The sequence below is a fragment of the Acaryochloris sp. CCMEE 5410 genome, assembly GCF_000238775.2.
Lineage (GTDB): Bacteria > Cyanobacteriota > Cyanobacteriia > Thermosynechococcales > Thermosynechococcaceae > Acaryochloris.
Window position 1 is genome coordinate 4,166,602 of the sequence record NZ_AFEJ02000001.1, and the last position, 23,967, is coordinate 4,190,568.

Sequence of the window (23,967 nt, forward strand, 5' to 3'; positions counted from 1 at the left end):
CCCTTTTAACAGAATGGAGTTCCATAGCATATTACAGCTTTATTTTTCTTGCGCTGCCCCTGCATAGAACCCCTGCAGGGCAGCATCGACTATCAGCATACATTTATCGATATGTCCCATATTGAGATTGCCGACCAGCCGGGGAAGCGGACCTGGCCCGCAGCGTTAGGACTCTCCTTTGCTGCTGGCAGTAGCGAAGATAGCGATCCACCTTTTCAATTTAGAGAAGGCATCACCGTCAGAACGATTACCAAGGCTGAGTCCGCAATTTTAGCGGCTTCTGGTGTGATTGCTGCGCTTGAGATGCCCGGTGCTGAACTCCCCAGCCACTTGGACCGCAAGCTTACCCGAGATTTTGTTGACGGCCATGCTCCCAAACCCATTGCCTTTGCCCCCGGTTTAGCAGATTCGGAAACGGACTACTACCCCATTACGCCAAAAGAAGTTCCCATTCAAATCCTTAAAATTGGCAATCTGGTTCTAACGGGTATTCCTGGTGAAATCACCACCATGGCTGGACGACGCTTACGGTCAACGGTCCAGGCTGCACTAAAAGCAGACTATCTTGCCCTTGCGACTTACGCTAATGCCTTCTCCCAATACATCACAACGTTTGAAGAGTACCAGGCCCAGCACTACGAAGGCGCATCCCTGACTGCCTGACAGAAGTATCTCAAAGCCTTTATTTTCATAGTCTTTGAGAAAAGAGTGGAGCGACATGTGAAGCTAGATTTAAGCACAAATCAGCGTTACTCAAATGTCAGGCTCCACCCAAATTTATCGTCAACTGTTCTCCTTTTTACGTCAACACAGCCATTATCGAGATTTGCGTCATCTCATGACCCTGGGATGGATGGTGAGCGCCTTAATCTGCAGTGAACGATTATGCTTATCTGCTTGGGAATCCTATGTCCCCTGCCGAGCAAAAAAGCCCAAAGTGTCGAGCGTCGCTGGCAACGCTTTCTGTGCAATCCGCTCATTGATGTCCACAAACTGTATGTCCCTTTGGTCCTTCTAGCGCTTAAGAACTGGCGAACCCATCGCCTTTACCTAGCGATGGATACCACGGTTTTATGGAATGAATACTGCATGATTCATGTATCCGTTGTCTGCTGTGGCAGAGCAGTACCGTTGTTATGGAAAGTATTAGAGCACAAGAGTGCGGCGGTTGCTTTTGAGGAATATCAACCGCTATTGCGTCAGGCCCGTTGGTTATTACGGCAGCATCCAGATGTCATGTTGTTAGCAGATCGTGGGTTCGCGAACCATCAACTGATGAGCTGGTTACAGCAGAGCCGTTGGCATTACTGTCTGCGTATCCCATGTGATGTCCTTCTCCATGGCCCCCGTCAATGTCCAAGAGAAGTCCGTAGGTTATGGCCATCCAAAGGAGAAGCTCTCCTCTACCGTAATGTCGGGCTTTGGGATGATGGCCTCTATCGGTGCAATTTGGTACTGGCGAATATCCGAGGCGTAAAAGAACCATGGGCAGTGATTACAGATGAATCACCCTCGTTACAAACCTTGTGGCAATACGCCTTGAGGTTTCGGGTGGAAGAATTATTCCTCGATAGTAAATCTGGTGTGTTTGAGCTTGAAGAGTCGAAAATTCGCTGTGCTGATGCTCTGGAGAGGCTGTACCTGATTGCTGCTGTGGCACTGCTATACAGCACGGCTCAGGGATGGCTGTTCATATTAAAGGGCTACGCCAACAGGTTGATCCCCATTGGCACAGAGGCATTAGCTATCTCAAGATTGGATTGCGGTGGCTCAAGGGGGTGGTCCATAAAGGACGGGAGTTGTTGATGCCAGTCCCCTTATTCACCAAGGATCCGCAACCGTGTTTTGCCTCTAAAAAAGCTCAAAAGAAACACTACAACAAAATCTGGTTCTCTCGTATCCGCTCTCTACAGTGCAAAGCTTTATGAGCTATGGAATACAAAGATCTGTCAGGCAGTCAGGGCGCATCCACATTATATGGGCCGTATACGTTGATGGCTTATCAGCAAGAGTTTCGCAAGTTGGCGTTAGCCATGAAGCGGGGACAACCTATCTCGCTGGGTTCAGTGCCTCCAGCTCCAGATCCTACAATAATATTGCCGAGAGTGACCTTTAGGAACTTAACCAAAGTGCGCCTCGCTCCAACCTTTCATCAGCATGAAACTTCTCCACCCCTAAAGCTGGCTGCCTTGAAGTTACCCCCAGAAATCGACGTGGCCTGGATGATGCCCAAAGACTATCGACAGACGGGGTTAGTGGTGAAGTTTGATGGGGCTAACGCCAAAATTTCCGTCAATTCCCTGGTGACGATCCATTCCGACCGCAGCATTGAAGTATCGCCTTACCGTCCCTTATGCTTTGGCCTGTAGCTGCTTCATCCAGCCCCGATTCAACCTCTCATTTCCCCCTCATCAAACTTTTAAGTGAGGCTAATAGCGGCTTGAGCAGTCATTTCTACGATAAGAGTTGAACAAAAGCCAAGCTCAATGCAATGCATTTATACTACATTTATATTACATAGCCCAGATGTCACTTATCGCTGTGATAGGTCCATACCTGCATTCAGAGGCTACGGGTTTGCTTTCTCTTACTAACTTTGGAATCTCAAGGCGATCAGGTGCCAAACAAGAACTTTGAGTCGACTTAGCTGAAGCATTATCAACTGAATCTTTGCAACGATTACTCTATGTATCAGTTCACAATGGCTGCGCTGCCAACCTTACCCATTCCAAGGCCCTCCCCTCACAACCCATGGCAGATCGTTTCCCGCATATTTAGAAATCTGAGAATTAGATGTCATGGCCTCCGACCCCAGTCCTGTAGTGCTTAACCCAACCGATATTTAAATGCTCAATCGACGACAATTTTTGTTGACGGTGGGGTCAGTCATGGGTCTTGTCGTTCTCAAGGATCAGTCCCCCCCGATCTTGGCTCAACCCCAATTTTCTGCCTATCCCTTTAGCCTAGGCGTTGCCTCCGGCGATCCTCAACCCAATAGCGTTGTCCTCTGGACACGGTTAGCCCCTAACCCTTTATCAGAGCAACCCATGCCTGCGGTTGCTATTCCTGTTCAGTGGCAGATTGCAACGGATGCCCAGATGACTGAGGTGATTCAACAGGGAACGACCCAGGCTACGCCACAATGGGGACATTCCGTTCATGTGGTGGTATCCAATTTATCTCCAGGCCAGTGGTATTGGTATCAATTCCAGGTGGGGTCAGAAACAAGCCCGATTGGTCGAACCCGAACGATGCCAGCCTTGGACGCAGACCCTGAGCAATTAAAGTTTGCCTTTGTATCTTGCCAGCATTATGAAAAAGGATACTTCACGGCCTATCAACATCTCGTTCAAGAAGATTTAGATCTGGTCTTTCACTTGGGGGACTATATCTACGAAGGCGGTCCCCACGCAGGTCGGCCCAGACAACATATAGGGCCTAACCCCGTCGATCTAGAGACGTATCGTTTACGTTATGCCCTGTACAAAAGTGACCCCCAGTTGCAAGCCGCCCATGCAGCGTTTCCCTTTATCTGCATCTGGGATGACCATGAAGTCGATGAGGATTATGCCCAAGACCAGTCCCAAAACTATGATGACCCCAATGTATTTCGCCAACGTCGATGGGCAGCCTACCAAGCCTATTACGAGCATCTGCCGTTACGGCCCACCGCTCAGCCTCAAAATGGCCAAGTCCAACTGTTTCGTCGCTTCCAGTTTGGCCAATTAGTGGAGTTTCATTGCTTAGATAATCGGCAATATCGGGACGATCAACCTTGCGCCACTGAGGGAATAGGAGGAGGCGCGATAGTCTCAGCCTGCCAAGACCGTCTAGCAGATGACCGCTCCATGCTGGGTAAACCACAAGAGGCATGGCTGATCCAGGGCCTACAAAACTCTTCCGCTCATTGGCAGGTGATTGCCCAACAACAGCTGATGGCAGAACTGAAGTTTGGCCTGGAAACAGTATCTGGGTATTGGACAGATGGCTGGGATGGCTATTATGCTTCACGCCAACGCATCTTGGATGTTGTTGAGCAACGCCCTCTGAAAAATGTGGTTGTGATTGGGGGAGACATCCATGCCTTTGGGGTTGCAGATCTAAAGACAAATTTTCAGGATCCTCAGTCCCCTATCATTGGGACTGAATTTGTGGGTACGTCCATTAGTTCTACGGGGCTACCCCAGGTGCTCTATTCCGTCAGTCAAAAAATCAATCCTCACATCAAATTTTTGGATACCCGCCATCGAGGCTATGTCCTTTGTCAGATCACGCGGGAGGTTTGGACCACCCACTTACGCATCGTTGACTCCGTTGAACAGTCTGAGTCCACTATTCGAACCCTGGCTTCTTTTCAAGTCAAAAATGGCAAACCTGGAGCCATCCCCATAGAAGCCATGGCAAACCCTTGATATGCGGCTCACTTAAAGCTCAATCTGGCCGGTTAGCATATCCTTCACCATGGCAAAATCACCTCGTAGGCTCCACAACGGATAATTGAAGGTGGCTGGCTTGTTCTTCTCAAAAAAGAAATGACCGATCCAGGCACAGCCATAGCCCAGCACGAGGGGCAGGGGTAGATAAAGCCAGTTCCTAAGGCTAATTACCGTCAGCAAGGATATTAGTCCCAAGGTTATACCTAGGAGGTGTAACCTCCGACAGATTAAATTTTGATGTTGAGATAGATAAAAAGGGTAAAACTCTTTAAAATTACAAAATTCTAGTTGCATGATTATTTATACTCTTTCCTGCCTTTGATCAAGGTAATTCTTCATATTGTATGAGAATCTATTTTTTGTTGCTTAACTATCACTTTTTCACCATTTACTTTAAGTGTTAACAAGGTTGATGATTATTTTCTTGACTAAGAATTATAAAGCGCGAATTTAGAGTCTAGGTATGAACTGTTATGCCGATTTCTGCAAAGAAATGAGTATGCCTGAAATGAGTAGATAGTCCAGTATTGCTTGAATCACAGATATCAAACATCTAAGAGTCAAGGTACTTCATTTAAGCTACTCTCTTTGAGATACGCAAGATATGTCACCAGAATAATGTGACTTGCTCCAATTTTTAACAGCACCTAGTGTTGATCTCAAGCAGATCGCTATTGATTACATTTTTTTAAAAGAGTCTGTAAATTTTAATACCTAAAGAGCTGAGAATTTATCCAGACAGTCGCTCAGTCAAAAAGTGTAGTGAGTTGGCTCGAAAGCTGACTTTCTCAGAAGTTCTTAGTGCTAACGATTAAAGGCATAGCAGTTATTGAGCCCTTGATTCCTATTCTTTGAAGGTAGGTACTCCATGAAACGATCATCTAAACGTCGTAAAGTTGTGGACGTTCCCACAGCAGAAATTCCTGATGCAAATAATAAAACACCAGCTAAAAAACGTCTAGATCGAGAAGAGGATCTTGCCCAAGGAATCTTTGGTTCACAAGTGTTTGAAACTCCATTTGATGATGATGATTGCGATGGAGTAGATGGCAGTGATGAACATCTCTATGAAGAAGATTTTGGTGATGAATATGACCCAGACTTTACAGAAGATTTCATGCAAATGAATCCTATGGATGAGTCTAGCGACACCTTGCTGGATGATTCTGATGATGCCTTTATTGATGAAGTTATTCAAAGTCTGACCAAGTCTTTTGCACTAGATTTAGGAAACGATATTGATAGGGTGGCTAATGTTCATCACCTGCTAGAACGCAGCATGGTTGAAGCATTAGATGCAGCAAATACCACAGCATTTTTTGAGCATGTTCTAAATGATATTGACCAAGTCGTCCCTCTTATAGACAAAAGAAACATTCAAACTGAACCTCGACGTCAGCATAAGCGCAAAGCAAGCGCAACAAATCGAAAGGCTGAGCATAACGGCCACCAACATCGACGACACAAGTTAGAACAACATGGACGAGGGCAAGCAGCAGCTTTGGAAGCCCCCTATCAGCCGCTCGTTTGTATTTTAAGAGAACTACGATCTATGTTCAGGCGCTATTCCCTGAGAGGGTTAGACGAACTAGATGCCCTTGAAGACACAGCCACTTTGTTTGCTGAATTGAATGTGGATGCAGCCTTACCTATCTTGACTGGTTTGACTGCGCGAGTGATGATTCGACCCAAGTTAGATCAACCGGGTCAGGAATTGAGTCCAGCTTTCTATGAGCGGTTACTCGAGTCTACGGAACAAGCAGTTACCACGCTCCTAGAGAGCGGGGCAGTGCAAGCCCTACCAGGTGTCGCCTACAACTTGGGACAATTAGCCATTCGCAAAGGACTATCGGCAAAAGCTTTGCCTAAGCTCCTGCGTCAGTCAGCCCTGCGAACAGCCGCTAGTCCCAAACTGATAAAGCTTTTATCCTCATCTAATCTAGGTGCCGTGACCCTAACCTCGGCAAGACCAAGTGACAGGCCCCTACAACTTCGGGTTAACGGGCCATTAGAAATTATTATTCGGACTCCCTGAGGGAGCTAGTTTTTTATCCCAGTTCCAACCACTGAAGGAAGGAGAAGAATCATGTACGCCACCGATGTCATGGACGACTTATTTTACGAAGAAGCAGAAGGTCTATCCGAGATGGACTACGATGACGACTTTGAAGATGAGTACGATGACTTTGAAGCCTATGATGACTTTGAAGATGAATATGATGACTTCGAAGCCTATGATGACTTTGAAGATGAGTACGATGACTTCGAAGCCTATGATGACTTTGAAGATGAGTACGATGACTTTGAAGCCTTCGATGACTTCGATGACTATGATGATGACTTCGATGCACTAGATTACGTCGTTGCTGATGCCCTGGGTGCCTATGACACAGATGAATTCCTGAAAAAACTGTGGAAGGGAATTAAAAAGGTGGGCAAAAAGGCTGTCAGGGTTGCTAAAAAGGCAGCGCCCATTATTGGTAAGGTTGCTCGAACAGCAGCCCCAATCCTGTCGAAACTACCTATTCCTCAAGCTCAAATTGCTGGCAGGATTGCTAGTATCTTAGGCAAACTTAGAGCTGATGGTGCGGATGAGTTTGAAGCCATTGATGCCCTTGCTGACTTTGCTGATTACACAGATGAGTTAGATCTTGCAGCACCTGTGATTGCGGGTCTGGCTATTCGCAAGGCAATGCCTGGTGTGGCTCGTTTACCAAGATCTAAGCGGCTCAAGCTGGTTAAAAAAGTGAAGCAATCGACTAAGATGTTGGGCCGTCGCCGAGGAGCCAAAGCGACAAAAGCAATGCCCAAGGTCGTTCAAGCAGCCAAGGTAGTCACCAAAAAAACGGGCCAACCTGTCACCAAGACGATTCCGAAAACGACGGCAAAAGTGGCAAAAAGCCCAACCACGACCCGTCGTCTGGCCAATAAAGTTAAGAAAGTGGCGAAGATGAAGCGCATGGTGAAGGGCACGAAAAAACCCTATCCCTATCGGATGATGGGAGGTAAGAATTACCGTTGCCACGTGTGCGGGAATGTCTCTGTCCGCTGCTAATCCAGCACTTGTCATCAAGCTGATGGAATCAAGCTGTTGACTAGAGGAATCAGGATCATGGAAGTTCGAGCATTTCTGCGCATGAAAATTCAGATGCTAGCGGCGCGGGCCGGGCGACTCGCTAGCATCACCCCCACCGCAGTTGGCATTCGTCCCCAAGATTGGTCCTATGCTCCTTCTCCGAATCATTTCAAAGCTGCTAACCAACGTCTTGCCAAAATTGACCGTGAAGTCATGAAACGCCTGAACCACGTCCAACAAACCTGGGCTACTGCTCCCATACCTCGTGTTCTTGCGGATATCGCTCTTGTGGAACGCGAGTTAGATCGGGCGCGGCGTGCCTTTGGCCTCTTCTTCGAGATCTTTGGGCAGCGGGGGTCAGCATTTGCTCCTTCTCTTGATGCCTATGATGCGATCGCAGCTGATTGCTATACGGCCATTCATCAAGCTGCTCCACGTTTGTTTCAGGGTTCTCTCCTGAAACCTGTCACTTATATGGAGCATGGTTATTCACCCGCCACCATGCGTCGGGGCGTCGTCCTCAGCCGTTTGCTGGGGGAACCCAATCCTTTTCCGATTATTCGGATTCCCTGGGATCGGGATAACCCCTGGCAGGCTGTTTTCCTCCATGAAGTCGCCCACAATCTCCAAGCGGATCTGGGAATATGGCAAGAAAATCGTCAAGCTGTTCTTCATCGGGTTTTGCGGGGCACAACCGATCCTGCCCTCACGCAAACCTATAGTCGCTGGCATAAAGAGATTTTTGCTGACTTAGCAGCATTATTACTGGGGGGACCCGCTGCTGCCTGGGGAATGGCCATCTTTCTCGCTAACCCATCCACCCGCACTTTAACCTATCGCCCTGGGGGAGCCCATCCCACTGCTTATCTCCGGGTTCTGATTTTAGCAGAAATGCTCCGGCGAATGCGCTTTGAAGCTGAATCCAACCACTTAAAGCGAGTTTGGCAAGGTCTCTATCAGCCTGCAACGTCGCGTCGCCTCCCCGCGCGCCTGTTGCAAACGGCGGATCGGTTAATTCCAAAAGTAGTAGACGAAATTGCCTATCAAACGCGCCAAAATTTAGGTCAGCGTGCCCTGGCAGATATTATCCCGTTTACAACTCAGGATCAAAAATGGATTAAGGCCGGGGCTAAAACGTTAGTAACAGGCAAAGTTCCCACTCATTTACCCCCTCGTCACTTGGTTAGTGCTTCGGCTTACGCCTTATCCTCTGGCAAGGTTGCCCCAAACAAGATTAGTCAATTGGTGACTGCTCATTTAGCAAATTCTAATGATCCACCTACACTAACCTCGATTGCAACCCAGGAAGCCTTAGCCGCCTAATACCCAATGCTTTAGCCATAGGAGATCAACGAAAGCCATGGTAGCTCAGTCCAGCCATTCTTACTACAACACTCGCCACAATGGCACGAGGCCCAGAGATGGTGCTAACTCTAAGCTAGCCTTAGATAACTTAATTCGTCGTGAATTGCGAGTAAGTGATCCAAATAATGCCCAAGAGGTGGCTGAAGCACTACTAGACCGTTATAAAGGGACTCCGCAAGCAGTTGCGATTGATCGCGAAGCTGAGGGGGTACCTTTTCTATTAACCCCTTCAACACCAGCCCCTATGGTTCGAGCTGAAACCTCTTCAGATGCTGAACTACAGCAGGCTATGAACGATGTGGAGCGAGATCTACAGGAATTAACGAGCAACGCCATCCTTAAAGATGTCACTCCAGAGTTAGAGGGCTGGGCGATGGCCATTCGTTCAGCGATGACCGAGGCATTTCACTCAGCCCGGTTTGCCCTTGACTCCAGCCAGCGAGACAAAACCTTTGGCATTCGTCGCACTTTAGGGGACTATGCCCGTATGGTGAGATTAGTAGGTGCACTAAGTTCACCCGTTGTTAATGTGAACTATCGCAACCTAGCCCAGAGTATTGATGAAGTGACTGCAGTGCTACTGGTAACTATGGGTGAGGCACTAGCAAATGTTAGCTTTAACCGGAGTCGCTATTTGCTCCAAGTTCCCTATAGCGAACTTCAGTCTCGCCGAGATTCAGTTCTCTATGCTTTGAGGAATTTTATTGGTTCTACTCAAGATGCGTATGCGCCAAATGAATGGCCTAGGGGGGTAGATGCCTATCGCCAACTTTACAAACATTTGGACGACCAGGGACAGGGGGATCTGCGGTCTTTATTAACCGAAAATGAATTGTCTCGCATTATGGACATGCTTATTCAGCGGGCCAGTCATGGCAATGTCGAAGGGTTACGCCATCTGGGGGCAACGGCCCAGCTCGAAATCCCGCGTCTGCGCCGCCTGGTATTGATTGCCAGTGGTCTAGTCGATCCCCAGTCTCCCCCACTGACAGCCTTTTTAGAAGCTTTGCAATTATTTATTGATGCATTTGAAGGAGCGGGTGGATTTCGCTTGTTGCGGTTAGCACGGCCCCCTATTTTGTTCTATGGCCTTTATGGCAACTCAGCCAATGAACAATCGGCTGAACAACGATTGGTCGATCTTGCTATCGAGCGTAATCGACTCGCCGAGCTACTGGACTGTTTTGCCCGATGTGGCTGCACGCCCGAAACCGTCAAGTGTCAAATTATTCTGGATAAAATTTTGTACGATCTTGACCGTGCCATTGATCTCTATGCACTGGGCACGGCCGAGAACGATGAACCAGAGTATCGAGCCGTTGCCTATAGCTACATGGTAGACACAGTTCTGCAAGGCATGAGTATTAACGGTGATACCTGTTTACCTCCATCTCCACTGAATCCTAATCCGGATGCGCTAATTAGTCGCATTAGCACTGCTCTCAGTAAAGTTCGTAATCTCCTATTTGAGCGAATTAACTCAATGAATCCCAGTAACGATACTAATGAATCGGTACCTGCGTTACCCGATGATGAACCGTTACCTGCGTTACCCGATGATGATCCACCAAACGGACCAAATTTTAGGAAGCTCGTCGACCAAGAATTATGTATTCAACAAGATACCGAAAGGCGCTGGAGAGATTTAATACAAACCATGGCCCCAGCTTGCATCCCATTTAGTGGAAGTAACGGCAATCTTGGTGTTTTTAATGTTATTGAAGCTGTGATTCGGAATGCCCGACAGAATGCCACGGGTAACGGAGAACCCTGTGTACTGAATTTCCCACTACCCGCTCAATATGAAGTAAGTCTGAGCGCTGTGGCAAATGCTGAAGCAAGTATTGATGGCAATCTTGATCGAATTCAACGAGAAATTAGCAACGATGAAGAGGAGTCTGGCCAGCCGATCGAGTCATCGACCTCTTAGTCAATTTTCAACATCTTCAGATTAAGAGGCACCACAATCACTTACCACCGATCCAGTTCAGAAGTGCGAGGTCAACTCCTATGGTTATGGCTAACTCAACTTCAATCCATACCAATCCAACACAGTTTACCGCTTTGCATAAACGCAATAGGGAAATAGTGCAGGCCATTGAAGGCGTTAGCAGTAGACTCGATGCTGTATGCACCAAGCTCGACACCATTGCTACCAAAATAGATCCGCCACAACCGCCCCAGCAAACGTTTATAGTCTCATTTGTCCTGATTTATCTTCAGGTTGTGGTTGGGGTCTATAGAAAGGATGCTCAGGCCCTGGGAGCAGCACTTTCAAGCATGAAGAATCTGCCCATGTACAACAGCTATCGTCAGGCAGTGGCCAAAAATCCTGCGCTTTTAAAACGTTTGGAGGCTCTCCTAGACTCCCCTACCCTGTCAACGCAAGCAGATTATGACAAGTATTGCTCACTGTGCCAAGAACTATATGTAGATACGATTCAGCAGTTGGTCGAAGTAGAGTCCACTGGTGAGTCAGCAAGAACGACAACCGCAAAAACTTCGACTCAGAAAAAGCGGGGGGCTAGAAAATCGTGAAGCCTGGACGTTGTCAGAAAAATTTTGTGAAAGCGAATCTGTTTGAAGAAGGACGCTTACCATGAGCTACCAAACCACTGAAACCATACAACGCTTGTGGGATGACTTCCTACGAGAAAGTTTAGCGGAAGTCCCACCCGAACAACGTCAGCAATTTGCTCAGCAATTTGAAGACCGATTTTCCGAGTTACTCCAAAATGCGGCCAACGGAGGGGGCGATGGCTTTTTGGACTTGGTTGGCTTTGGGGATAAAGGGGCTGTCGAGTTTGAAAACCTGCCTTATCCCTATGTACAGCCAGATTTTGATGATTCAGTGGTCCCTAGCCAACTCCATGCAGCAGCAGAGCTGTACTACATCTACCAACATGAGCGAATGAAGGTATTTAAGGTGGTGGATGTATTGCTCAAGCTATTCCGTCTGGGCAAAATGCGGATTCAGCGGGGTCCCGGCGCACGGGCTTTGTATTTGGTAGAAAAATGGAAGCCCCTGCGCTATGGTACACGCGATCGCATGATCGCTTACCGACGGGCTTTCAATTACGGTAGCTCTAAAGCTCCGGCAGGAGCAATAACCAATGTCAATTTCCATCGGCAATTAGTGGGATTCATCGTAGCCGTCGCTCAATACTTTAGAGATCTTCAGGTGAGTGAAGTCATCCGAGGCGGACCGATGATTAACCAACGCCCCTTCGGCAGCTCAGCCACCGTTCAGCGTTTAGGGATTGATCTGCGCTATGCCCTTGACCGTTCGACCTATGGCAATATCTTTGCTTTGACGATGGAAGTGGGGCATTACCTCAATTCAGTCTTGAAACTCCTGGATGCCCCCGATATCAAAAAAGCCTTTGATGCCAATACCAAATGGAATGTGATTGAAGTGGTGTCCAACCGCTATTTAGGGGGGACAGCTGAACCGTCCCAGCGAGCCAAGATGGCGGAAAGTGGTCGTCGTATCCTTCAGTTTGTAGCCGACAACAACTTTGAAACATCCGTTGATCCACATCTTTTTCAAACGGAGTTGCGTCCCATTGGTCCCCATGCTGAGGCTTGGTTAGCCGCTTACCGTACCACCCCAGAAGGACAGCGCTTCCCTGGCGTCCCGTCTGCGCTGCGGAGTACCCGCGATCGCAAGTCTTTACCGATTTGAGCTTTCTCTCCTCTATCGATGAGGATCGTCTGACATGGATACCTTGTTTCCCACCCTTTCCGTCACCCTCAGCCAAAAGCGCTGGATTTGTATTCTGGACCCAACGTTGATTTTGGGGAGTCCTGGTCTACAGGGACTGGCTCTAGCAAAGTATTTAGGCAATTTTGTTGAACTCTGGGTTGCTAGAGAACTCTGGCATATTTTGGATAATACTTACTTCTATCTAGAGCGATCTGAGACTGAGCTGCAAACCTTAACCGAGCCTGACCAACGCTTACAACATGCTTGGACCCCTCATCTTGATCAGGAGGCTATTCATGCTTGGGAACATATCCGACTGAAAACGGATTTAGCAGGACTCAAAATTTCTTGGTTGGGAGATGCAGTCGGTCAATCCTGCTTACCCACTTGGATTAAAGACGGTGTGGATCCTGAAGCAATCATCCAGCACTATGAATTCTTAGCTCAGTCCCTTGAACCTCAGCTTAGCTCTACTGACAGGAGTCAACCCTTTGCTTTGGCCTGCCGCGAAACAGTGGCTTTACTGGCAACCCTGGGAACAGGCATGATTTTGACCTGTGCACCGAAGCCTGATCACCCACCCTACATCGTGGACTGCCTGGAAACGTGGCAGATTCCCTGTCAACGTCGTCCCCTCAATGATCCGATTGCTGAGATCTCACGCCGCTATTGGCATCATCTGTTTGTCCATGCCGGACTGCCACAACTGCTGTGGTCTCCAAATTTACACTTGGCCGTTTTGCACTTGAATGTTCCTACGGCTTTCCATCCTAGCTTGAGGGCTACACCTTGGTCTGAAACTGAGATCGCTGCTGACGACTTCGAGTCTGAATGGGATGCTAGTCTTCCCCTACTTACATCTGAAATCAATCCTTGGCAATCGGCTCAAGGATATTGGTATTCACTCCAAACCTTACCTATGCCTTTACTGGAAGATGAAAACACGTCGCTCAGTTCGCAACCGAAACCAGCTACGGCTTAACCAAGAGGACTTGGTTATGTCTGTGGTGATGGGTCAAATTGCCCATCCCGTGGGTCGTGCCAATCCTTATCGGATTGGTCATGATGGAGTGCCTCGGATTCTGCCTGCTGGGGGGGGGATTTCTATCAACCAGCGGATTGGCGATCGCTGTGTGGGTCTTGCGGGTGATCATGTGGAGCCGGGGGTTTCGTTACACAATAATGATCGGGAAGTCACGGGCAGTCGTAAGGGGAATAATTTGGCGCTGATTACGTATGCCTGTGTGGGCAATCGTGCTCAGGTGATCAATGGTCCTTGTAAAGGGCAATGGGGTTTAGTAACGGGGAAGCATGGTGGGGTTGATCATGTGATGGTGGATTTTCCCACTCCAGTTTTAAAGCGGTTACGGATTGGCGATCGCATTCAGATCAATAGCATCGGAATGGGACTTCGGCTACCAGATTATCCTGACATAACTGTCATGAACTGCTCTCCGGCTCTTTTGAAGCAATGGCCATTGCAATTAAATGCAAAAGGCCTAAAAGTTCCTGTCACCCATGTTATTCCTTCAGGTTTGCTGGGTTCTGGATTGGGTAAGAATTCCTCCTGGAGGGGTGATGTAGATATTCAACTTTTTGATGACAAGGCTCGCAGTCGATTTCATCTCGATCAGTTACGATTTGGTGATTTAGTTGCAATTAGTTGTGGAAGTAGTCAATTTGGTCCTGCCCTTCGAGAAAACAAAACTATTATTGGGGTAATTGTGCATGGCGATAGCATTGTAAGTGGCCATGGTCCTGGTGTAACTCCACTGCTATCTGGTTCAGATAGGAAATTGCACCCTATTCGCGATCCTGAAGCAAATCTGGCATTGCTATTTGATTTGCAAATAGTATTTAAGTCAACACCTCATAAGTTCTATAAATCTACTCATGGCTTAAATAAAAATTACGAATATTAGAGCAAGATAGGAAAAACACTTATAAAGTATTCTAAATAAAATCACCAAAAATAATTCCAAGTCTGAACGACCAAATCAAAATATATAATGGTACTTTAATCGTTCTCTATTTAGAGCAATTACTTAATTTTAAGAAGCTTCAATCTGATTTAGCAAACAATAAAATAGCTTGCTAATAACGACAATAAATCATACATGAGACTTGAGAGAGAAATGGTGCATAAAAAGCATTTCTTAAAAATATTTATTGAATTTCAAGTCTTCAACTTTTCACAAATTATTCTTGATCTCAATACTTATACATTGAATTTATAATTTTCATCTAAATGTTCAATTAATTATTATTTATTGCATAGGACATAATTTAAATTTTTATCAGGGTATCAACTTCAGCCGGAAAACCTTATCCCTCAAGAATCTTACAGCAATAATTTTAAAGCCTAAACTGACGGATGTTCTATCTTTTTTTAGCTTGCAGCCTTCTCTCTAAGTGTCCCGATTTATGCTGGTAACCATTTATCAAAGTATTAAATGTGAAGAATAAGGTTATTTTTAGGCCATGTTTAATTGTGAAAAATGGATTACATAAAATTTTTTTATAAGAATTGACTGAGATACAATAAATTGATAATTTCTATTGAAAACTTGTCTAAATTAAAAAAACTTTGGATTACATTTTGAAGTAAAATCATTGTCCAATATATATAGGATAGGAGAGTAAAAATGGACAGTTTCCTAGATGAAGTAATTATGGATACCCTTCAGGACGAATCAGATTATTATGAACTCTTTGATAGAGGTAAAAAGAAAATAGCGAAATGCCCATCAAAACCTGTACGAGAAGGGAAATTTCTAATAGTCGAACAAGGGCTATGGTTTACACCAAAATATAAAGAGTATCCAAGCAACTTATGGCATCTTGCTGAAATAATTAAAACATTTATGCTGGGTGATCCATATTGGGAAGACAGAGGTCAGCCATCAGAAAGCGATATTAGATATGCGATAAAAAATCATCCAAGCAATAAGCATTTCAAAGCAAATAAACCAATGTTTATGCCAAGATTTGGAAAATCTAGGTGTAGAGGAAGGGGTTCAAATTATGGGCAAATATTTATTCCTTTTAAGGTAAAAATTCCTGTTTCCTGGCAAGATTGGCGCATGCAAAGAGTATGGTAAATAACAATTTAACAGAGTCTCATAGCAAGGATCTAGATGGTCATAACCTTTTTTTAAGGGTTTTAGAGTAAATGGAGGCAGGAGTTCAAAATAATTATTAACTAATAGTCAAGAGAATCTCGATCCACCTATGAGACCAGTAGCAAATTAAGAAATCAGCCTTTAGACGTCCTAATTAAAGACTGAATAAGCATGTCATTTCAGTAGGAGATAAATATGGTAAACCGGACTAGTGCTTCGGCAACCTTTTTGGACTACGGGTGGCAAGATATAGATGCGTTTCAGAAAGTATCTAATACGAAAATCTTGCCTTGGAAATGGATTTGCTCCATTCATGCAAGCTTTCCAAAGCCTGTATATAAGTTAACGATGCCTCACTCAAGGCAGCCAAAAACAGAGATATTTGGCTCGGGTGTGTTGATTAGTCCTCGTCATGTCCTAACAGTTGCTCATAATATCTTGGGATTAGACCCAAAGAATCTACTTATAAAAGCAGAACAAATTAAGGTGTCACCTGGTCGGAATGATGACAAGTTTATTTCTTACCCCTTTCGTACCATTAAACATCTAAAATTCTATTACAGGCAAGAGCTCAATGCATTAGCATTAGCAACGACGGCAAAAGGCGCTAGGTTTGATCTTGCTTTAATTGAGTTACGCAGATCACCTGGTAACAGAAAGAAATTAGGTTGGTGGAGTAAAAAAACAGGATCCTTCATCAAGAGTGTAACCCCTTCATTTCGTTCTTTGCTCAAAACGCGAAAGGTTAATATTGCTGGTTATCCTTTTTCAAAAGATCCAGATTTTACTAATCAATTAACTCCAGCGGGGCTACTATATCACGACTTTGATAGTGTTTATAATCTCTATCCCAATATGCTGACATACAATGCTTGGAGCGATGCCGGGATGAGTGGTGGACCAGTGTGGATCTATGATAAGCATTTAGGCAAACGCCATCTTATCGGAGTACATCAGGGGAGAGATTTACTCGACAGTGGAAAGGGTCAGGGGGTACTACTTCGCCCCAAATTTATTAAATGGTTACAAGAAAAAACAAACAATTCTATATCAGTGAGTTAAGAAGTCTGTTGGGGAAAGAAGCAAGCTGAAATAGATCTCCATAGAGGTGGCTTTTCTCCTGTAACTTGACTAACTTTTAAGCCTATTCATGCGGTCCTTTTACAGTTTGATAAAATTTTTAATGATTTTACAGATAAGACTTTCAGCTTATTCCGAACTCAGATTACTCAATAGGCAGGGTTGTTTTACGTTACTCCTAGAAAAAATAGGATGGTTCTACTGACCAACAGTAGAGAGACCGATGAGCCATCTAATCGATACTTTGAAGCAAGTCCCGGATTTCCGCAGTGCCCATGGCCGTATTCATCCGTTATGGCTGCTGTTGCTATTGATGGTGATGGGCATGCTTGCTGGATATCAAGGGTACCGTCCGTTAGAAACCTTTGTGAGCGATTATCGCCAGCCTTTAAGTGAGCTATTGGGGCTTGAGAGCCTCGAAGTTCCGTCTCACTGTACCTTTCGTCGAGTGATGAAGGGGCTTGACTTCCAAGCGTTGAGCCACCAATTTGAAGCATGGATGCTCTCGAAAGCCCAGACTCACTCTCCCGATAATTATGCAGCCTCCATTGATGGCAAACGGATTCGTCAGGGGCTGACAGATGCCAAGGGGAAGCAGCGTTTTGTGGGCTTGGTGAGTTTATTTGCGGTGGAAGCAGGCATCACCCTCAAGCTCGAAGCCCTCACTCAGGAGGATAATAGCGAAATCAAAGTCGTGCAGGCACTGTTGGAAACCCTTCAACTCGATGGCTTGCTGATTACCATGGATGCCTTACACGCCCAAAAAACACTTGAGAAGATTGTGGCCTCGGGTAACGACTATCTTGTGGCGGTCAAATCCAATCAGGGAAGACTTTACGACCACCTCCAGACTTACTTTGAGTGTCTTAAACCCATGGCTGAGCACATCCACTCCGCCCAAAGTAGAGGACGAGATGAACATCGGTGTATACAGGTTTATGAGCCTGTCGGCATAGCCTTACAGGAATGGGAGGCAATTCGCTCTGTGCTTTGTGTCCAACGATGGGGCACTCGCAAAGGAAAGGAGTATCACAATACGGCCTATTACATCAGTTCAGCTGCCACCTCACCCCAGCATTGGCAATCTCTGGTCCGAGAACATTGGGGCATTGAAAATCGGTTGCATTGGCCGAAGGATGTTGTTTTTGGCGAAGATGATTATCGACTCGAAGATGAACAAGCACTGCTCAATTGGTCAGTGCTTAGAACTATTGGGATTAATATCCTGCGGCTAAACGACTATCAATCCCTCAAAACCGCGATGACTAAGCTGGCTAATCGGGTCGATATTATTTTTTCGCTGCTAACTTAAAACAGCCCTGACTCAATAGGTGAGAATAAGATACTGTTCAAGTTATTTTATTCTTAATCCCATAAAGTCAAACCCTTTTTTTAGTTAGGTTTTATATGCCAATAAAAGTTTTCAAAAAGGTTGAATTATTTGCTTTTCTTTTAACTTCACTAGCATATTTTTATTTCGGACTTAGCCTAAAGGTTATTCCGACAAAGGAATATTCAGATTGTGCCTCAACAAAGTGTGGGATAGGTGACTAAGTCTTGCCATCCCCAGGAATGCTCCGTCAGTCCAGCTCGTTGGGCAGCCGTATTCTTGAATCGAGAGTGGCACCAGATCCAGTTGAAATAGGTCAGCACCAGTCTTAAGGTCACTGCACTCTGTTGCCAGACTTTGCCAAATTTGTTCTGTCGTCGATGCCATCGCCCAGTCTGTTGACGCACTATTCCATTGGTCCGCTCTAACCGTTGGGTCAGGGCTTTACTCACTTGATGGCTCACCTCATCGGGTAATTGTCGTGAATACCCTTCCCAGCCATCGGTTTGCCAATGGTGACAGGCAGTTTTGCCTTCAGTATTCTCAATTAATTCTTGAGCGAGTTCGTCGGTATGTTTGCCAATACGGCTACTGAGCACCAAGCCACTGTCTTTGGCTAGGCTTAATGCCACCCAGCAGTCCCCTACGTTCAATTCTTCTGGTTCACAGTGCTTTTGCTTTTTTTGACAAAGGACCACAACTCATCTGCATTGATGACGTTAGTCGAAACAGCTTGAACGTCTTGATTGTGAATCAGTTGGGCTTTATGGCTCGCTGAACGAATCACACTTACTCAAGTGTTATAGGCCACACCTGTGATGCGGGATAGGCCCCTCAGGCTAATGCCTTCAGCATGAGATTGAAGGATGGTCTGAATCGTTTGAGGAGAAATCTGACGGCGATAATAGAGGGTATCAAAGGTTTCACTGAAGGTTTGGTGGCAGTGGGGGCAACGGTAACGTTGGCTGCCTTTACTAGTTGTACCGTGTTTGTGGGTCTTGGGATGACCATATAGAGGACATTGCATCAGGGAATAGAAAAACTCAACTCCTTATAGGTTTAGCAAACCCACACTTTTTTGATGCACGACCAATATTCAAGCAAAACTTCTGGAAGTAATATTTTAAACCTTCCTTCTTTAGATTCAGCAATTATTGCAGCAGGTATAGGTTTAGCTGGAGTAGTAGGATCATCTGTTTTAGCAAATAACCAAGCTAAAATTAGTAATAGAAGAGAAAAATGGGAGATACTATTTAATTCTCTAGAATGGTTTGGTCGAGATCCCTTTTTAAGGAGCACTGCAATTTCTGTAGTTGAAACAAAATGGGAATATCATGATGATTTTCGTAAAAGGTGGGCTTCAATTTTTATTTCACAAGCAATATATATATTAAAGTCTAGTGCAAACAATAAAAATGGATCTGAATTGTCAATAGAAAAATTGAACTTGTATAGAGTAATGAATTTGCTAACAAATACTAAGGCCAGAACTGATATAAATGCTGTTAATGAAGAAAACTATTTTTCAGCAGACTTAACTTTACAAGAATTAAACTTTATGATTAATGCACTTAAAGAATATAAGGAAAATAATAATAATTTCTTACATATTGGGAATGAAGTTATTAATTCTTGGATACTGTTATTACAGTCATATATTCAAATGAGGTTCTCAAATCAAGCAATAGATGTAGCAGACCAACAAGTACTTAAAAGTGACTGGGAAGTGATACCAACAAGCATTCAGAATCTTCTACTTAGCCTAGCAGAAAAATATGAGCAATTAAATAAAAAGTAAATGGGAGTAGGCATTTTTTTCGGTATAGTAATTAGCCTACTCATCAATCGAGATGAATTTAGCATAGCAATTTAGGAAGAGATCAATAGATCTACAACATTACAGATTTTTACCTAATTAGCATCAATTCTGCTATCACCTCAAAGAACTACCTTATTTGCAGTATCCTAACTCACCAATAGCAAAATCAAGCGAGATCTAACTTTTATACCTGATATTAAATAGATAATAACTAAATCCTCTGTTCATGATATCTATAGTGAAAATAAGATAAATATTTAGATTAGTTGCTATTTATTCAATATTCTTGCGTAACATCATAGATTAGTACTGATAACTTAAAAAGCTATTTTTATAGAGTCTAGCTGAAATATTTTATTTTCTTTCATATGTATTGCTAGACACAAGTCTTAGGTTCTCTCCAATCGGTGTATATCTGCATAAATTTGTCATTCCTAACTGATCTTGGAGCAATGCCATGGTCGATCAATTTATGCCGAGTAAATCTGCTTATCTCCTAGATAGACTCAAATCTTCACATATTATTGGTGAATTCACAATCAAGAATAGTGACTATTTAGTGATTACTGATGAGACTTTTCAGTTCTCCAGTTCTTCAGATAATATTGACAAAAAATTACAAACTGAACTGAAAGTATCCAATTACAAAGTGGTTTGCCACTTTGTAATCAGTGGCAAGTCTTGTGCCATTGTTGAGATTAAAAATACAGAGTCAACATCAAACATCCCAAAACTACTAACAGAAAGGGAGTTACAAATTGTCTATCTTGTAGCTCAAGGCCAACAAAATAAGCAAATTGCCAATCAGCTTCGCATTAGCGAGTGGACCGTTTCTACCCATCTACGGCGTATCTTTGCCAAACTTAATGTAGATAGCCGCGCTGCAATGGTTTTTCGCTGTTCTGACTTATTACAAAACTTTCAAGAATTGCAGACTTAAAGTAATAGATAGACTAAATCAATTAGGTTTCAAATTCTGCTGCAAAAAATAACTCAGATATATTGAAAATAGCTAAAGTGCTTATGCCTGCTATTCCCTTGTGAAATCTTGCAGCGATTTCAATTATTTTCAAAAACAAAACATATTAAAAATTGATACTTAGATCAATGAACGCAAAGGAAGAGCAAGACATACTTATAAAGATTTTTGAAATTGATCAGTCCAGAATAAGTAACATCGATTCTACAAAATTCATCATCAAAGGATGGTCAGTCACAATTGCAACAGCAATATGTGGTTTTGTTCTGCAGGATAAAGATGAGCGAGTAATTTTTTTAGTGATTGGTATTGTAACAACTGTATTCCTAAGTATATTAGACTGCATCTACCGATATACTCAATTACTCCATGTAAATAGAGCAATAGGCATAGAAAATTACCTGCAACAATATCTCCCATTAGAACTAGAAAAGCAGCAAACCAATAAGCCTGAGAATTCAGCAACCCAGAGGCAAAGTAATTTGTATCGCGGCATATTACTAGCTAACTATGCTGGATTGGGAAGAAAATCTATAAGGAACTACAAAACAATTATTTTATTCCATGGAGCAATTATTATATTGCTGCTGGGTGGTTTGATTGCTATCTGCAATAGATGAAACCTTTCATGTCTTGATAAATTGGCATAGGAACTCTCCAAAACATCTAAACGTCTAGTCAGCTAAGTAGTCGTTCCTCCAATTAAATCCCTATATACTTCACAGATCTAAATTAGGGAATTGCCATATCTCAGCAGACAAGGCTAGCTTTTGAGTGGAATATTGAGGATTTAGAAATGGGGTTAAAGGGTAAGCGATGGCCTTCAGGAGCTTTTGCAAGCAGCATTCTTTTGGGAGTATTTTCCCAGCCTGTATGGGCAGGGACGAATTTAACCAGTGCAAAAGTCTATGCATTTGACTCCCAAGTTCAACTAGAAAAAGTGAAGCAAAAGCCACGCCTTGCCAAAGTCGGTGACGTGATGGTGCCGATGGATATTCTCAAAACGGGGTCGAGTGCTTGGGCCAAGCTGCTGTTTAATGAAGGCACCTTGTTTCGGGTTCATTCTAATGCCAAGTTCTTTTTTATCCCCAATACTCGGAGTTTTCAGCTCAAGCATGGATTAGTTTTATCGATGATTCAGCCGGGGCAGGGCATCACGACGGTGATTACGCCGACGGCCAAAATTGTCGCCTTTGGTACAGCCCTAACGGTTCGCCATGACTCCACCCAAAACTCAACCATCGTGAGTGCGTTAACTGAAAAAACCGGTCGGCCTATCTTTGTCTCCAATGATGATGGTGCAGGACAGATCAGATTGAAAGCAGGTGAGCAAGTAGAAATTAAAGAGAACGTCGTAGGGCCTGTCCAAACCTTTAGTCTGCCAGCGTTCTATCAAGCCTGTCCGATCAGTTCGGTGTTAGCACCTGACCAAGAACAACTCGTTGCCCAAGAACCCACGGATGTGCAAACCCCTTTGTTAGTGATTCGAGAGGAAACAGCAGAGGCTGTGGCGAGACAATCTGCATCGCCTGCCGCTTCTACGACTGAGTTGGCTGAACTGTGCGCCCCGGTTCCAGAGTTGCCAGAAGAAGAAAAACAGCGACCGAATGGTGGTCCTAGGATCGGTATTGGCGGTTGTATTCCTTTCCTCACCTGTGGAACAGGTCGACCTAACCCGGTCCGAGTCCCTGGACAAAGACCCTAATTGGGAGTCGCGGCTGGTTTGGCTTTGGGTTTGGACTTAAGGCTATCGATTAATCCGCTATATAGAGCTGTAAACTTTGCTTCTTCAAGGGGCTGATTGTTGTTCCAGGTGGCAGACACACAATAGGTTTTGCCGTCCTTGCTTTGCAGCTGGGTGGTGAAATTGAGAACTCCCGGTTCGGATCCACCTTTAAAGGAAATGGTCTGCCAATCTTGAGGACGAGCTAACCCCGGATTAATTTGGGTTACAGGCAAGTCGGCAACGTTTGCCATGATTTGACAGAGTTCTGTTGTGGTATGGAACCATTCAATTTCTGGAGATAGCACGCCTGATTCAAAATCGGTCACAGAGGGGAGTGGTGCTGACTCACTGAGCAGGGCTTGGCGTTGTTTGGTCTCGGTAGCCAGGAAGCGATCGCGCAATGATACATTTTTCGGATTCTTGAGAATAAACGCTTCTCGCGTCATCAGAAACGGTGTATTCCGAGGGGAAAGCTTTTCTAAAGCGGGTTTACCCACGAGCTGAATCAGATGGTCCGTAGCCGTATTATCACTTTGAGAAATCATCAACGCTGCCAGACTATAGACCGTTAAGGAAGATTTGGCAGGCCAGGTGTGCAAGAATCCAGACGGTAAGCTTTTTAACTGTGGCTGTAGCTTCACCACCGCATCCCAAGACTGTTGCTTGGCAGCAATCTGAGTCTTCAGCACATTTAGAACGGCTAGCTTAAAGGCAGAACCAACAGCGAGGGGCTGATCGGGGTTGTGGGACAGCTTGGGGGTTCCATTCTCAAGCACCAATACGCTGACTTTACCGGGTAAGGCTTTAAACGCAGAGGTCAGATCTTGAGAAGGTTTAGGATGCGCGCGTGGCGCTTGAAATAGTAAGCCAGAAATCAACCCTTGCTGATTGAGCACCAAGCGAGTGGGGACAATGCCTTTTTCAAATACCACCACAAAGCCAGTACCGTCCTCTCGTACCCCTTGGTAAGGGCCGAGTTGTTGTTTCATATTGCTAATAATGGTTTGCACCTGGGGTGCAGCCACCTGGGATAAAAAAGTGGGCGTAAACCAATTGGCTAGCACCACTGAACTGGTAAATAAGCGGGTGAGCATTCGCCCTTGAGGGGTGTGGGGAGCGGCCTGGGAAGCAGGGACTTGGGGATTGGCATACCCCCTGGGACTGACCAAAATTCCTGATGCCGTGAGGAACAGACTCAGCAATACAACCAATCGAGTGTGATGTTTCATATTAAACCTCTGGGTGCCGAAAAAATCTCTGATGACAGCAACGGATTCCAACTCCTGAAGTATAATCTTGCCCAACGAGTTGCTGAGAGTATCAAGGGT

The 23,967-nt window shown here is 44.9% G+C and carries 21 protein-coding genes and 1 pseudogene; 19 read left to right on the forward strand and 3 right to left on the reverse strand.

Annotated features, from left to right (window positions below):
• The first annotated feature begins 48 nt into the window (after positions 1-48).
• From ON05_RS19200 to ON05_RS19215, 4 genes are all read left to right on the forward strand, one after another.
• Complete coding sequence (locus ON05_RS19200; RefSeq protein WP_039780173.1) at positions 49-663, forward strand: neutral/alkaline non-lysosomal ceramidase N-terminal domain-containing protein; 615 nt, start codon at positions 49-51, stop codon at positions 661-663.
• A gap of 222 nt (positions 664-885) precedes the next feature.
• Complete coding sequence (locus ON05_RS19205) at positions 886-1,806, forward strand: transposase (RefSeq protein ID WP_262561451.1); 921 nt, start codon at positions 886-888, stop codon at positions 1,804-1,806.
• Between the two features lie 125 nt (positions 1,807-1,931).
• Positions 1,932-2,369 (forward strand): neutral ceramidase, encoded by a 438-nt coding sequence (locus ON05_RS19210; RefSeq protein ID WP_010472519.1) that lies wholly within the window; start codon positions 1,932-1,934, stop codon positions 2,367-2,369.
• 477 nt (positions 2,370-2,846) lie between these two features.
• The gene (locus ON05_RS19215) at positions 2,847-4,412 is read left to right on the forward strand and encodes an alkaline phosphatase (RefSeq protein WP_010472516.1); all 1,566 of its coding nucleotides are present in this window, start codon (positions 2,847-2,849) and stop codon (positions 4,410-4,412) included.
• 12 nt (positions 4,413-4,424) lie between these two features.
• Here ON05_RS19215 and ON05_RS19220 read toward each other — a convergent pair whose 3' ends face one another.
• Positions 4,425-4,730: a DUF962 domain-containing protein gene (locus tag ON05_RS19220; protein ID WP_010472514.1), complete on the reverse strand. Its 306-nt coding sequence runs from the start codon at positions 4,728-4,730 to the stop codon at positions 4,425-4,427.
• 574 nt (positions 4,731-5,304) lie between these two features.
• Here ON05_RS19220 and ON05_RS19225 point away from each other — a divergent pair.
• The 11 genes from ON05_RS19225 (at position 5,305) to ON05_RS19275 (ending at position 18,097) form a co-directional block, all read left to right on the forward strand.
• Positions 5,305-6,471 carry a hypothetical protein gene (locus ON05_RS19225; protein WP_010472512.1) on the forward strand — a complete coding sequence of 389 codons (1,167 nt, stop codon included), beginning with the start codon at positions 5,305-5,307 and terminating at the stop codon, positions 6,469-6,471.
• Between the two features lie 51 nt (positions 6,472-6,522).
• Positions 6,523-7,491 (forward strand): hypothetical protein, encoded by a 969-nt coding sequence (locus ON05_RS19230; protein ID WP_010472510.1) that lies wholly within the window; start codon positions 6,523-6,525, stop codon positions 7,489-7,491.
• Between the two features lie 57 nt (positions 7,492-7,548).
• Positions 7,549-8,835: a hypothetical protein gene (locus ON05_RS19235; RefSeq protein ID WP_010472508.1), complete on the forward strand. Its 1,287-nt coding sequence runs from the start codon at positions 7,549-7,551 to the stop codon at positions 8,833-8,835.
• 37 nt (positions 8,836-8,872) lie between these two features.
• Positions 8,873-10,807: a hypothetical protein gene (locus ON05_RS19240; RefSeq protein ID WP_010472506.1), complete on the forward strand. Its 1,935-nt coding sequence runs from the start codon at positions 8,873-8,875 to the stop codon at positions 10,805-10,807.
• An 86-nt stretch (positions 10,808-10,893) separates the two neighbouring features.
• Positions 10,894-11,415: a hypothetical protein gene (locus tag ON05_RS19245; protein WP_139025700.1), complete on the forward strand. Its 522-nt coding sequence runs from the start codon at positions 10,894-10,896 to the stop codon at positions 11,413-11,415.
• Positions 11,416-11,476: 61 nt separating this feature from the next.
• Positions 11,477-12,562, forward strand: coding sequence for a hypothetical protein (locus ON05_RS19250; protein WP_010472502.1), 1,086 nt, complete (start codon positions 11,477-11,479; stop codon positions 12,560-12,562).
• A gap of 34 nt (positions 12,563-12,596) precedes the next feature.
• Positions 12,597-13,565 (forward strand): hypothetical protein, encoded by a 969-nt coding sequence (locus tag ON05_RS19255; protein ID WP_010472500.1) that lies wholly within the window; start codon positions 12,597-12,599, stop codon positions 13,563-13,565.
• Positions 13,519-14,505 (forward strand): DUF4438 domain-containing protein, encoded by a 987-nt coding sequence (locus tag ON05_RS19260; protein WP_139025698.1) that lies wholly within the window; start codon positions 13,519-13,521, stop codon positions 14,503-14,505. The genes ON05_RS19255 and ON05_RS19260 overlap by 47 nt, the downstream gene beginning before the upstream one ends.
• A gap of 723 nt (positions 14,506-15,228) precedes the next feature.
• Positions 15,229-15,684: a hypothetical protein gene (locus tag ON05_RS19265; protein ID WP_010472495.1), complete on the forward strand. Its 456-nt coding sequence runs from the start codon at positions 15,229-15,231 to the stop codon at positions 15,682-15,684.
• Positions 15,685-15,900: 216 nt separating this feature from the next.
• Positions 15,901-16,767, forward strand: coding sequence for a serine protease (locus ON05_RS19270; protein WP_010472493.1), 867 nt, complete (start codon positions 15,901-15,903; stop codon positions 16,765-16,767).
• A 241-nt stretch (positions 16,768-17,008) separates the two neighbouring features.
• Positions 17,009-18,097 carry an ISAs1 family transposase gene (locus tag ON05_RS19275; RefSeq protein ID WP_262561039.1) on the forward strand — a complete coding sequence of 363 codons (1,089 nt, stop codon included), beginning with the start codon at positions 17,009-17,011 and terminating at the stop codon, positions 18,095-18,097.
• A 215-nt stretch (positions 18,098-18,312) separates the two neighbouring features.
• Here the strand turns inward: ON05_RS19275 and ON05_RS19280 are convergent.
• Positions 18,313-19,142, reverse strand: a pseudogene (locus tag ON05_RS19280) (IS1 family transposase).
• Positions 19,143-19,196: 54 nt separating this feature from the next.
• On the opposite strand from ON05_RS19280, the gene ON05_RS19285 reads away from it, so the two are divergent.
• From ON05_RS19285 to ON05_RS19300, 4 genes are all read left to right on the forward strand, one after another.
• Entirely contained in the window at positions 19,197-19,913 is a 717-nt protein-coding gene (locus ON05_RS19285) for a hypothetical protein (RefSeq protein ID WP_010481907.1), read from the forward strand.
• A gap of 478 nt (positions 19,914-20,391) precedes the next feature.
• Entirely contained in the window at positions 20,392-20,874 is a 483-nt protein-coding gene (locus ON05_RS19290; protein ID WP_010481908.1) for a response regulator transcription factor, read from the forward strand.
• A gap of 167 nt (positions 20,875-21,041) precedes the next feature.
• Positions 21,042-21,533, forward strand: a complete 492-nt coding sequence (locus ON05_RS19295) for a hypothetical protein (RefSeq protein WP_010481909.1) — start codon at positions 21,042-21,044, stop codon at positions 21,531-21,533.
• Between the two features lie 230 nt (positions 21,534-21,763).
• Positions 21,764-22,618 (forward strand): FecR domain-containing protein, encoded by an 855-nt coding sequence (locus tag ON05_RS19300; RefSeq protein WP_236619198.1) that lies wholly within the window; start codon positions 21,764-21,766, stop codon positions 22,616-22,618.
• Here ON05_RS19300 and ON05_RS19305 read toward each other — a convergent pair.
• A complete protein-coding gene (locus ON05_RS19305) occupies positions 22,615-23,868 on the reverse strand; it encodes a serine hydrolase (protein ID WP_010481913.1) in 1,254 nt (417 codons plus the stop codon). The genes ON05_RS19300 and ON05_RS19305 overlap by 4 nt on opposite strands.
• Positions 23,869-23,967: the final 99 nt, after the last annotated feature.